Source organism: Pararhodobacter zhoushanensis (genome assembly GCF_003990445.1).
Taxonomy (GTDB): Bacteria; Pseudomonadota; Alphaproteobacteria; order Rhodobacterales; family Rhodobacteraceae; genus Pararhodobacter; species Pararhodobacter zhoushanensis.
The window spans coordinates 24,256-36,116 of sequence record NZ_REEZ01000016.1 but is presented as its reverse complement, the minus strand read 5'-3'; the positions used below and the strand labels follow the sequence as shown (position 1 = coordinate 36,116).

The window sequence follows — 11,861 nt, the reverse complement described above, 5'->3', positions numbered from 1 at the left end:
TTCGCGGCCTGGTCCACCCTAAAGGATACGAGGACATGGCAAATATTCTGATCAAGATCACCTCGGCCGTCGGGATTGCGGGGCGCATCATTCGGCCGGGCGAAACCGTCGAGGTCGACGGCCCGCTCGCGCGCAACCTGCTGCATCGTGGCAAGGCGGAGCTGGCAACGGCGACCATGCCTGTCACGCTCGAGGACGGTGAGTCCATCACAGCGCTCGAGGAATGAACAGACGACGAGCTGCGCGACATTGCCAGCGAGTACGGCATCAAGACCGGCCGCAAGGGTCGTGAGACGCTGATCGCCGAAATTCGCGAGCATGAGGCGAAGGCCGCAGCCGCAGGCAGCGACGCGGGCGAATAATGCCCGCGCTCGACTGGGAGGATCTCGGCGAATTCCTGAACGTGGGCGAGTTCGCGACCACCGCCCAGCTGTGGCGCGATGGCGCTCTGCTGCGATCCTTCCCGGTTCTCTTTGATGAGCCGTCGGCGGATGCAGCGCTGGGCGACTACCGGCACGACACGACGCTGCCGACGATCGCCACCAGTGAGGCGAACGTGCAGGGCGCGACGAAGGGTGACGAGATCCGCCTCGGTGCCCGTGCCTTCGACGTCATGGCGTCACCGGAGGTTCAGGGCGACGGTTGGTCACGGCTGAGGATCGCTCCGCAGATGGGCGGAGGCGGCCGATGATCAGGACCGAGATTGACTGGCAAGAGATCAAAGCGGCGGCGGATCACCTTGGCGCCACCGAAAAGCAGGTCGGAATGGCCATCAGCCGGGCGCTGTCTCGCACCGCTGGGACGATGCGCGCCAGAGCGTCAAGAGCGCTGCGCAAGGGATTGGATGTGCGCCGAGCAAATACGCTGCGCAAACGCCTGCGGGAGCTGCGGGCGGGCCGGAGAACACGCGGATCCTCAAGCGGTCAGCAGCTGCGCGAGATCTCGCTGTGGATTGGCCTCAATGACCTCGCGGTCAGTGACCTGAAGGGGCGCCCGGCGAAGACCGCGACCGGTGCCGAGTTTCGAGGTCGCACCTATCAGGGCGCGTTCGTCGCCGTCGGCAAAAAGGGCGCACGAACAATCTACAAGCGGGCGGGCCGCGGTCGCTTTCCCATCAGCGAGCAGACCTTCCCGATCAAGGACCGCGCCGACGTGATCCTTGAAGATGACGTTTTCGACGATCTCGTCGACGTGTTCATGAAGAACTTCATGTCCGACCTGCGCGCGCGAGTGCTGCACGGGGTCGGCCGCCAGCGGGGGAACTGATGGCAAAAGGACCAGATCGCGCCGCTCGAGGCCGGCGGGCCAGAGGTGGTCACGTCTTCTGCCAAATGGCCAATGATCATGAGGGCATCAACGTGAGCGTGCGAGCCGCGCATTCTCGTGATGATCGACTTAAGACGACCCAAAAGACGAGAGGGCCGTATGCCTGACACACCGCTGACACCTGACACCGCGATCGACCTTGACGCACTGGTCGCCGCCCAGCTGGCTGCCATTGGCGCGGGTGGATTCGGGGTGACGGCCCAGGCCTATGACCCCGATCGCCGCGAGTTCGCCCTACCCGCATGCATGGTGCGCGTCGCTGATTTCGAGCGCGACAGTGCTGGCGACATCGGCACCGAGCAGCTGGCAATGCTTGCGCGGTTCGAGGCTCATATCGTCGTCGGGTTTCGAGAGCCCGAAGCCTATCTTGCCGCGCCCCGGTTGGCGCTGGCTATCGCGCACCTGATCGAGGGCAACCGCTTCGGGCAGCCGGTGAGCCCGGCGCAGGTGTCGGTCGTTGAGCCAGACGAGTTCGCCCCGGATCTGGATAGATTTGTCGTCTGGCGCGTCGACTTCGCGCAGGTGATCCATGTCGGCGCTTCGATCTGGCGCAATGACGGGACGCTGCCGCAGCGCGTCGTGTCGAGCTGGTCGCCAGAAATCGGCACGGATTATGCGGATGATTATGACACCGTGCTTGGAGATCCCGGCGAATGACGCAGCAGATCGCGGACATCGAGCGGCGTCTGCTCAACGCAGTCCGTATGGCGCGGATCACGGCAGTGGATCCTTCGAACGCTCGGGCACGGGTGACGTTCGGGGGTGACACGGAAAGCGCCTGGCTGCAGTTCTCGGCCGGGCGCGCCGGCGGCGCCCGGGTCTGGGCCCCCCCTGTCGTGGGCGAGCAGGTCGTCGTCGTTTGCCCGAGCGGCGACACGGCGCAGGGCGTCATTCTCTCATCGATTCCGTCCGATGCGTTCCCTGCCCCGTCCAGCGATGGCGGCACCTATCGGATCGAGCTGCCCGGCGGTGTTTCCATCACGATCGCGGGCGGCGCCGTCGACATCACGGCACCCGGCGGCGTCACGATCAACGGATCGGCGTTGACGCACAACGGAGTCAACGTGGGTGCCGATCACGTTCACGGCGGGATCACCCCGGGCGGCGCGGACACCTCGGTTCCCCACTGATGGCAACCCGCCAGAGGGTTGGCGAGGCTCACATGGGCATGATGGGCGGATGATCGGCACAGACGCGACCACCGGGAAGCACATTGAAGGGCTGGCGCACCTGCGCCAGTCGATCCGTGACATCCTGACGACCCGCAAAGGGACCCGCGTCATGCGCCGTGCTTATGGCAGCGACCTCCCTTCCCTGATCGATGCGCCGGTCAATGACGACACGATCCTCGACATCATCGCCAGCACTGCCGAGGCGCTTGCAATATGGGAGCCCCGGATCGACGTGCAGCTTGTCTCTGTGAACTCGCTTGAGCCCGGTCGCATCGTGCTGACCGTCGAGGGCATCTATACCCCGACTGGCGATCCGATCGCAGTCGATGGGATCGAGGTTTAAGGATGGCCGGATCGTATACCGCTGTCGACCTGTCCCTGCTCCCTGCCCCGGACGTCGTCGAGGTCTTGGACTTTGAAGCTGTATTCGCTGCGATGCTCGCTGACTTGCGCGCACGCGATGCGACGTTCGACGCCTTGGTTGAAAGCGACCCCGCCTATAAAATTCTCGAAGTCACGGCGTATCGCGAGACGGTGATCCGGCAAAGGATCAATGAGGCTGCCCGGGCGAATATGATCGCCTATGCCACTGGCGCGGATCTCGACAACCTCGCTGCGCTCTTCGGCGTGACCCGCCTGGTGGTGACGCCTGCCGACAACGGCGCAGTGCCGCCGGTCGCCGCTGTCTTGGAAACTGACACGGCGTTGCGCCGCAGGGTGCAATTGTCGCTTGAGGGCTTCAGCACGGCTGGCCCCTCGGGTGCGTATGTGTTCCACGCCCTCAGCGCCGACAGTGACGTGCTCGACGTCAGCACGACCAGCCCGAGCCCTGGTGACGTTCTGGTGTCGATCCTGTCCGCCACCGGCGATGGCACCGCTAGTCCTGCGCTGGTTGCTACCGTCGAGGCTGCGCTTTCAGACGATGACATCCGGCCGCTTTGCGACAACGTCGTGGTGCAGTCAGCCGAGATCGTTGCCTATTCGATCGAGGCCACGCTGTTCTTCTACGCCGGGCCGGATCGGGCCGTTATCCTGGCGGCCGCGCACGAGGCGATCGAGGCATACGCCGCAGCCCAGCACCGGGTTGGGCGGGATATCACCACTTCGGGCATCTATGCCGCTCTTCACCGGCCCGGGGTCCAGCGCGTCGAGCTTGCCGAGCCGGCCGCATCGATCGCAATCAGCAGTGTGCAGGCCAGCTGGTGCTCCGCAATCGTTCTGACAGATGGCGGGATCGATGACTGACGTCGGAAGCGCCTTTCTGCCGTCGGCGATGTGGAATGACGGCGAGGTCTGGGATGACAGTTTGTTCTGGACGGACCAGACGATTGTGGCGTCGCTGCTCCCATCGTCAGCGACCAACCCGGAGCGAGCGATCGAGCAGGCTACTGCGCGCCCTGAGTTCTTGGATATTCCCCTTCGCACCCTTTGGAATCCCGCGACGTGCTCGGCCGAGCTGCTCCCGTGGCTGGCGTGGGGCCTCTCTGTCGATGAGTGGGAGAGCAGCTGGCCAGAGGGCCGCAAACGCGAGGTAATCGCGCTGTCTGTTTCGGTCCATCGGCGCAAGGGGACCGTTGGCGCGGTGCGCGACGCGATTGCCGCTGCCGGCCTCGGCGGTGCGGTGCTGACCGAACGGTTCGGGCGAAAATACCATGACGGTTCCCTGTTGTATGACGGCACAAAAAATCACGACGAGCCAGACCATTGGGCCGAGTACAGGCTGACGCTCGATCAACCGATCAGCATTGCACAAGCTGCACAGGTCCGGCGGATTGTCGGGGCGGTTGCGCCTGTCCGCTCGCACCTGAGGGCCCTCGACTACCAGCAGGCAGTCAATCTGTACGACGCGGCAATTGTCCACGACGGCACCTATTCACACGGAGTTGCATGAAATGACGGACCTTTCCGACGCCGCTGCCACATGGGAAGGTGGCGTATATCAAATCGAGACGACCGACCCGGTTGTTGGCGGCGCGCCCAATCCCGGCACCGGTGCAGGGATGTCGAACATCCCGCACCTTCAGCTCGCGCGGCGCACCGTATGGCTCAAAGCGCAGTTTGACGCCCTGGCCGCGGATCTTGCCGCGATCGGCATCGACGGAATTGCGGGCCTGACCGACGGCCTGAATGCTAAGGCGCCGTTGGCGGGTCCTGCCTTTACTGGCAACCCGACCGTGCCGACGCAGACCCAGTTCAACGATAGCACGCGCATCGCTTCAACAGCTTTCGTTCAGCGCGCGTTGGGCAACTATGCTGGCGGCACAGCAGCGACAGGCAGCGTAACCTTGACCGCTGCTGATGTCGGCAAATGTTATGTGTTCACCGGGGCCAGCGCTGCGACGATCACGCTGCCAGCCATTGCGAGCGTGGCCTTCGGCGGCGCGGTGACGATCCATAACACGGGCACGGCAGCCCTGACCGTCGACGGGAATGGTTCGGAGCAGATCGATCGCGGCGCTGGGTCAACGGCAAGCATCACCATCAAGCCGGGCAACTCGGCCACGCTGGTCCGCGTTCAGTTCTCCACAGTGTGGCATCTCGCAGGCCCGTCCGCCGCGTGGGACGCATCAGCAGATCTTAGCGAAAGCGGTTACCAACGTTTGCCCAGCGGCCTGATCTTGCAGTGGACGACATGTTCGGTACCGGCCTTCGGATCGTACATCTGGACATATCCGATGGTTTTCCCGTCTGCCTGCTTGAATGTGTCAGCCACACCAAGGGAGGGCGGAAACGCGCTATTCACCCAAGGCACTCCATCGACAACGACTTGCCAAATCGATGATTCGGGCGGTGGCGGCACCCTCGCCTATTTGATCGCAATCGGACACTGACCGCCGATCGATGTAGACAACTCGGCCCCGCTTAACGCGGGGCCTTTCTTGTCCGGGCAAACCGCCAGAGGAACGGCGCGGGGATCCCGCGCAAAGTGCCGCAAACGCATCACGAGGGAAAACCCATGCCCGAGACTTTCCTGCACGGCGTCGAGGTGATCGAGATCGACACCGGCGCGCGTCCGATCCGCACCGTGCGGTCGGGCGTGATCGGTATTGTCGGGACCGCGCCGAACGCCGCCCCCGACACCAAGGCAACGGGTGCAACAGGTACGGGCAACTCCGGGCTCGTCTACACGGCGAAGGCAGCGGGCGCGCTGGGCAACCTGATCACCGTCGAGCTGCTCGATCCCGCCGCGAACAATGCGGCGCTGGGCGTTGTAGTCACCGGCAGCGCGATCACCGTGAACCTGGCGACAAGCGGCGCGGGTGCCATCACGTCCACGGCCGCCGAGGTTAAAGCAGCCATCGAGGGGGCAGCCGCCGCACACGCGCTGGTCGGCGTTTCCTATCCTTCAGGCGGTGCCGGATCTGGTGTGGTCGTCGCGGACGCCTCGCCGGCTGCGCTCACCGGCGGTGTTGACGAGCCCTTCCCCCTGAACACGCCCGTTCTGGTCGCCGGCAGTCGCCTTGAAGCGGCCAAGCTGGGCACGCCCGGTGCACTCGCCGGAACGCTTCCCGCCGCGCTCGACGGGATCATGGATCAGATCGGGGCGGTCGTCATCGTTGTTCGCGTCGCCATGGGCCAGGATGAGACGGCGACGCTCGCGAATGTCGTTGGCGGGGTGAATGCCACCGACGGCAACCTTGAGGGTGTGCACGCCCTGGTCGGGGCTGAGAGCGTTGTCGGCTTCGCCCCGCGCATCCTGTGCGCCCCGGGCTGGACCCACCAACGCCCCGAGTCGGGCGCCAACCCGGTTGTCGCCGAGATGGTCGGCATTGCCGAACGTCTGCGCGCTGTGATTATCGCCGATGGCCCGAACACAACGGATGCTGCTGCGATCAGCTACGCCGGGGATTGGGGCACACCCCGCGTCTACATGGTCGACCCGTGGGTCAAAGTGTTCCGGTCCGATCAGACGGCGATCGAGCCGGCATCGAGCCGGGTCGCGGGCCTGATTGCTAAGACCGACAACGATCGCGGGTTCTGGTGGTCGCCATCGAACCAGGCGATCAACGGCATCACCGGCACCGCGCGCCCCGTCGACTTCAAGCTCGGCGATGCGAACAGCCGCGCCAACCTGCTCAATGAGCAGAATGTTGCGACGATCATTCGCGAAGATGGCTTCCGCCTGTGGGGCAACCGCACGCTCTCGTCGGATCCGAAATGGACCTTCCTGTCGGTGCGTCGCACTGCGGACATCCTGAATGAAAGCCTGCAGCGTGCGCACCTCTGGGCGGTGGATCGCAACATCACCAAAACTTACCTGCGCGACGTCGAGGAAGGGGTGAACGCCTATATGCGCTCGCTGATCGCCCAGGGCGCGCTGATCGGCGGGCGGTGTTGGGCTGACCCGGACCTGAACACGCCGGCGAACATCGCGCAGGGCAAGGTGTTCTTCAACTTCGACTTCACGCCGCCCTATCCGGCGGAGCACATCACCTTCAACTCGATCCTGACCACGGATTATCTGACGGAGCTTGTCTGATATGGCCGCGCGTGACGTCCTCAAGAATTTCTCGCTGTTCGTCGACGGCCGGGGCTATGCCGGCCAAGTCACCGAATACAACCCGCCCGAGCTGGCGATCGCCACCGAAGACCACCGGGCGGGCGGTATGGACGCCCCGGTCGCGCTCGACATGGGCATGGAGGGCCTCGAGACCTCGTTTGTGCTGGCGCAGTATTCCGCCGATGTGCTGGCGCTGTTCGGGCTGGTGCAGGGCAGCGCTGCTCAGCTCACGGCCCGGGGTGCGCTCGAGAGCTATGACGGCGCGGTCAAGCCGGCGCTGCACCAGATGCGCGGGCGCATCGTGCGCGTCGCGCGGGGTACGTGGACGCCGGGAAGCCCCGCGCCGCTGACCTTCACGATCCGGCTCGACTATTATCGCGAGGAAATCGACGGGGTGACGATCCACGAGATCGACGTCGTCAACATGATCCGCATCGTCAACGGCACTGACCAACTGGCCGCGCAGCGCGCCGCCCTGGGCATCTAAGGAGAAACCATGAGCCTGCCTGAGTACATCGAGAAGAACGCGGACGGATCCGTCACGGTGACGCTGGCCAAGGGGTATGTCCGCGACGGTGCTACCGTGATGACGCTGGCCATGCGCGAGCCGACCGTCGGCGACCAGCTGGCGGCCGAGACCGTTAACCCCCGCGCCGGCGAGCAGGAGGTTGCGCTGTTCGCAAACCTCGCGTCCTGCACCCCCGCCGAGATCCGGGGCCTGACGATGAAGGATTACGGGCGCGTGCAGGACGCCTACCGGGGTTTTCTCGACTGAGCTCCGAACAGTTGCGCTGGGGCGTCCTCGCCCTGGCGTCGCATACCGGCTGGGGGCTCGCCGAAATCGAGAACATGACACCCGCGCGGCTGAGCTGGTGGATTGAAGGGCTGCCGAAGAATGGCAAATAACCAGCGACTAAACGCGATCATCACCGTCGGCGCGGCCATGGCCGGGTCGGTGCGCTCGACGATGCGCGGTGTCACCGGTCAGCTGAAGAGCGTCGGCCGCGAGATCACCGACATTGCCCGCCGACAGCGCGAGCTCGATCGACAGCGCGCCATGTGGGTCCGCCAAGGGCGCGACGTCGCCGAGCTTGACCGTGAGCTGACAGAGCTCGGCCGCACGATGGACCAGCTGCGCCGCCGGCAAGAGCGGTTGCAGCGCGTCTCTGACGGGATTGGCCGTGTCGGCACGGCGTGGGGGCGCACGGGCGACACGATCCGCAGGCAGGCAACCGTGATCGGCGCCGCTGTGGGCGCGGTCACATCCGCGATCGGCTTGACCACCATCGCCACCTCTCGCGACATCGAGGAACAGACGCGCTGGGCGCGTCGCATTGGTGTGACGACCGAATTCCTGTCTGGCCTCAGCTATGCCACGCGGCAATATGGTGTTGAGACAGAGGATCTGGTTGACGGCCTGAAAGAGCTTTCGCTGCGCTCCGACGAGTTCGCCGTCACAGGCGCGGGCCCGGCCGAGGAAGCCTTTCGCCGCATCGGGCTGTCGCAGAGTCAGGTTCAAGCCTTGGCACAAGACACGGCGGCGCTGTTCGCCGAGGTGCAGCGGCGCATGTCGTCGATCGGCAGCGATGCCGAGCGGCAGCGTATTTCTGACGAGCTGTTCGGCGGCACCGCTGGTGAGCGGCTGATCGAGGTGCTGCAGCTCTCGCAAACAGAGCTTGCCGCCCTGATGGCCGAGGGTGAGCGCGCCGGTGCCGTCATCGATGAGAGCCTCGCCGGGCGCGCGCGCGAGTTCAGCCGAGAGTTCGGGCGGCTCGGCTCGGTGATGAAGGGCGTCTTCTACACCATCGGCGGCGAGCTGATGCCAATCGTTACCGAAGAGCTGGGTCACATCAACGATTGGCTGATCGAGAATCGCCACCGGGTGAGCGAGTTCGCACTGGTCTTTGTTGATGGCGTGCGCGCGGCCGTGCCCGTTGTCCGCGACGTGGCTGCAGGCCTGTTGACCGTCGGCAAGCACATCGTCGAGATCGCCACATGGATGGCCGATATGCTCGGCGGCTGGGAAAATCTCGGGATCGCTGTTGGCACGGCGTTTGTTGCCCCGTCGATCATCGCTGTCGGGCGGCTGGGCGTAGCGATTGGGATGCTGATCGCAGCGACGGGTCCGGTCGGCCTTGTCATCGCGGGGGTCGCGGTCGCTGCAGGGCTGATCATCGCAAACTGGGACGCGATCAGAGATGCCGGTGTCGCGGCATGGGAAGGATTGCGCGCAGGGGCTGAGGCTGCTGTCGATTGGGTGGTGAACAAGTTCCAGTGGCTCGCCGAACGCGTGACGGCACTTCTTCAGCCGATCAAAGATGCCTTCACGTGGGTGTCCAATACCGCAGGCAGCGTGGTCGACTTCCTGACCGACGCCCCGGTCAGTCCTGGCCGTGGCGGCGCTGGGCGCGGCGCGACAACGCCACCTGCCAGTGACGGCCAGACGCGCGCGAGCCCGGGTCGTGGGTCAGTTCAGCGGCGAGCCAGCGGTGGGCCGCTGATGCCGGGCGCCGCGATGGTGGGTGAGCTTGGCAGAGAGCTGATTTTCCCGACGCGTCAGGCGTTCGTGGCAACCGCCCGCCAAACCAGCGAGATCGCCTCAAGTCTGAGTAACATGGGGTCCTCTTTGGGTTCGCGTCTGGAAGGCATGGCCACCGGCGGCGCTGGTGTCGCGCAGCTGTTCGATGGGGTGCAGGACTTCCTCGCGACGGCCCGTCATAGCGTCGCGCCTCCGGCACCGGGGGGCGGTAGCCGGACGTTTAACCTCGGGGGGATCACCATCCATGCCGCTGCCGGGATGGATCCTCGCGCTATTGCCGACCAGGTTCTGCAGGTACTGCAAGACCGTGAGCGCTCGGCCCTCTACGATACGGGGATGTGATGAGCCGAACCATGATGCGCCTCGGCACTTATAAGTTCTCGATCAGCACGGCGGCCTATCAGGAGTTCGCCCGCACCACGCAGTACCGCTGGGCGCGGCAAGAGCGGATTGGCACAAATGACGCGCTGCAGTTCACCGGCTTTGGGCCAGAGACCATCGACCTGCGGGGCGTGGTGTTCGGTGCCTTCGCTGGCGGTGTACGCCAACCTGATGCGCTGCGCCTCATGGCGTCGGTCGGGTCCCCCCTGCCCCTGATCAGCGGCACCGGGCGGATCCTCGGCCTGTGGTGCGTGGAGCGGATCGCCGAGACGCAGTCAGTCTTCGTGGCTCAGGGCGCGCCGCTGCGTCAGGCCTTCGATATGTCGATGACGCGCTACGATGGAGGCTTGCGTGCGCTACTACCGTTCTAAGGCTGGCGACACTGCCGACAGCATCGCCTGGGCCGTCTATGAGCGGCAGGACAACCGGTGTGTCGAGCTTCTGCTCGAGGCGAACCCCGGCCTCGCTGACTTCGGCCCTGTGTTGCCGGACGGGCTGCAGGTCCTTATCCCAGATCCGCCGACCCCTGCCATCGTTCAAGAGGTGCGCCTGTGGGGTTGATGGACTTCAAGGCGCTTGTTTCGGTGTCGGTGAACGGCAAGGACGTCAACAGCGCCCTTCTGCCGCGCCTGTCATCGATCACGATCGTCGACACGGCCGGCACCCAGTCGGACACGCTTCAGATCGAGCTCACAGACCATGTGGGCCTGATGCCGATCGCGCTGCCCAAGACTGGCGCAGAGATCGAGGTCGCGCTGGGCTACGCGCTGGGCGCGAAGGTTGTCGGGCTCTACATCGCAGATGAGGTGCAGGTTTCTGGTCCCCCGGGCCGGCTGACCATCACCGCCTATTCGGCAACGCACGGCGACAGCGACGAGGGCCGCAGCCCGATCTCCGAGCAGCGAAGCCGCTCGTGGCTCGACGGCACCACCGTCAAGACGCTGGTCGAGACGATTGCCCGCGGGGCGGGCTATCAGGCCGCAGTATCCCGGGCCGCCGGCGAGATTGCGCTGCAGCACCTCGACCAGATCGACGAGAGCGACATCGCGATCCTGAACCGCGTCGCGCGAGAGAACGGTCTGATCTTCAAGCCTGCGGGCGGGCGGCTGGTGATGGTCAAGGCTGGCGAGAGCACCAGCGCCAGCGGTGAGAAGCTCCCGCGCGTCGCCGTGACCCCGGCCGACATAACGTCCTGGACAGCGCGGTTCCTGCGCCGTGAGGCGGTCAGGGCTGTCGTCGCCACGTATCAGGACACCGCGAGCGCGGCATCTGTCAGCGTTCGCGCGGAGGGTGCCCCCCGCCAAACCTCGACGGCAACCTCGATCACCGACGCGCAAGCGACGGCAGACTCGCTGCTGTCGACGGCAACACAGACCCGCACGATCCGCCGCGCTCAACCAACGCGGGCAGCGGCCGAGCGCGCGGCGCAGGCCGAGCTCGATCGCTCGCGCCGCGCCGAGCGACAGCTATCGGTCAGCATGCCTGGACGGGCGGACTTGATGGCCGAGGGCCGTCTTGTCCTGTCCGGCTTCCGGCCGGGCATCAATGGCGAGTGGTTGATCAAGACGGTCCGGCACCAGCTCGACGGGGCCGGGTATCGGTGCAGCGTCGAGTGCGAAGGCGCACCGGTGGGCTGACCGTATCCTCGCACTGTGATTTGCTCAGAGACTACTTCCCAGGCCCTTTTGTTCTCCTTATGTTCCTGTCATGCAGGGATCCATCACCATTCGCGTGTCTTGCGCTTGCGGGCACATCGCCACACTCACTGCTGAGACGCTCGGCAGCGATCCAGCGGGGTTCATGGCGTTTGACCGACTCAAGTGCAATGTATGCGGGCGAAGGGGTCGACCGGAGAGCATCATCAAGTCATGGGCCTCAGGTGCGACACATGCGCCTTATGTGGGGAGCTATTCGCGTCGAGAGTGAACGATCAGCCTTGTGG

16 protein-coding genes are annotated in these 11,861 nt (G+C 65.2%); all 16 read left to right on the top strand.

What is annotated here, in order from left to right:
• The first annotated feature begins 35 nt into the window (after positions 1-35).
• Positions 36-227 (top strand): hypothetical protein, encoded by a 192-nt coding sequence (locus EAE28_RS22060; protein WP_127110374.1) that lies wholly within the window; start codon positions 36-38, stop codon positions 225-227.
• A 134-nt stretch (positions 228-361) separates the two neighbouring features.
• Complete coding sequence (locus EAE28_RS22055) at positions 362-691, top strand: head-tail joining protein (RefSeq protein WP_127110372.1); 330 nt, start codon at positions 362-364, stop codon at positions 689-691.
• The gene (locus EAE28_RS22050; protein WP_127110370.1) at positions 688-1,266 is read left to right on the top strand and encodes a phage tail protein; all 579 of its coding nucleotides are present in this window, start codon (positions 688-690) and stop codon (positions 1,264-1,266) included. Before EAE28_RS22055 ends, EAE28_RS22050 begins: the two co-directional genes overlap by 4 nt.
• Positions 1,267-1,425: 159 nt before the next feature.
• Positions 1,426-1,983, top strand: a complete 558-nt coding sequence (locus tag EAE28_RS22045) for a hypothetical protein (RefSeq protein WP_127110368.1) — start codon at positions 1,426-1,428, stop codon at positions 1,981-1,983.
• Positions 1,980-2,456, top strand: a complete 477-nt coding sequence (locus EAE28_RS22040) for a phage baseplate assembly protein V (RefSeq protein WP_127110366.1) — start codon at positions 1,980-1,982, stop codon at positions 2,454-2,456. The genes EAE28_RS22045 and EAE28_RS22040 overlap by 4 nt, the downstream gene beginning before the upstream one ends.
• A 49-nt stretch (positions 2,457-2,505) precedes the next feature.
• Positions 2,506-2,841 (top strand): GPW/gp25 family protein, encoded by a 336-nt coding sequence (locus tag EAE28_RS22035; RefSeq protein WP_127110364.1) that lies wholly within the window; start codon positions 2,506-2,508, stop codon positions 2,839-2,841.
• Positions 2,842-2,843: 2 nt separating this feature from the next.
• Positions 2,844-3,743: a baseplate assembly protein gene (locus EAE28_RS22030; protein ID WP_127110362.1), complete on the top strand. Its 900-nt coding sequence runs from the start codon at positions 2,844-2,846 to the stop codon at positions 3,741-3,743.
• A complete protein-coding gene (locus tag EAE28_RS22025) occupies positions 3,736-4,389 on the top strand; it encodes a phage tail protein I (RefSeq protein WP_246022554.1) in 654 nt (217 codons plus the stop codon). Before EAE28_RS22030 ends, EAE28_RS22025 begins: the two co-directional genes overlap by 8 nt.
• 1 nt (position 4,390) lies before the next feature.
• Positions 4,391-5,329 (top strand): gp53-like domain-containing protein, encoded by a 939-nt coding sequence (locus tag EAE28_RS22020; protein WP_127110360.1) that lies wholly within the window; start codon positions 4,391-4,393, stop codon positions 5,327-5,329.
• A 125-nt stretch (positions 5,330-5,454) separates the two neighbouring features.
• Positions 5,455-6,978, top strand: a complete 1,524-nt coding sequence (locus tag EAE28_RS22015) for a phage tail sheath subtilisin-like domain-containing protein (protein WP_127110358.1) — start codon at positions 5,455-5,457, stop codon at positions 6,976-6,978.
• Between the two features lies 1 nt (position 6,979).
• Positions 6,980-7,486 carry a phage major tail tube protein gene (locus EAE28_RS22010; RefSeq protein WP_127110356.1) on the top strand — a complete coding sequence of 169 codons (507 nt, stop codon included), beginning with the start codon at positions 6,980-6,982 and terminating at the stop codon, positions 7,484-7,486.
• 9 nt (positions 7,487-7,495) lie between these two features.
• Positions 7,496-7,774, top strand: a complete 279-nt coding sequence (locus tag EAE28_RS22005; protein WP_127110354.1) for a phage tail assembly protein — start codon at positions 7,496-7,498, stop codon at positions 7,772-7,774.
• 120 nt (positions 7,775-7,894) lie between these two features.
• Entirely contained in the window at positions 7,895-9,880 is a 1,986-nt protein-coding gene (locus EAE28_RS22000; RefSeq protein WP_127110352.1) for a phage tail tape measure protein, read from the top strand.
• Positions 9,880-10,290 carry a phage tail protein gene (locus EAE28_RS21995; RefSeq protein ID WP_127110350.1) on the top strand — a complete coding sequence of 137 codons (411 nt, stop codon included), beginning with the start codon at positions 9,880-9,882 and terminating at the stop codon, positions 10,288-10,290. Before EAE28_RS22000 ends, EAE28_RS21995 begins: the two co-directional genes overlap by 1 nt.
• Positions 10,271-10,480, top strand: coding sequence for a tail protein X (locus EAE28_RS21990; RefSeq protein ID WP_246022550.1), 210 nt, complete (start codon positions 10,271-10,273; stop codon positions 10,478-10,480). Before EAE28_RS21995 ends, EAE28_RS21990 begins: the two co-directional genes overlap by 20 nt.
• A complete protein-coding gene (locus tag EAE28_RS21985; protein WP_127110346.1) occupies positions 10,480-11,556 on the top strand; it encodes a phage late control D family protein in 1,077 nt (358 codons plus the stop codon). Before EAE28_RS21990 ends, EAE28_RS21985 begins: the two co-directional genes overlap by 1 nt.
• The last annotated feature ends 305 nt before the right edge of the window (positions 11,557-11,861 follow it).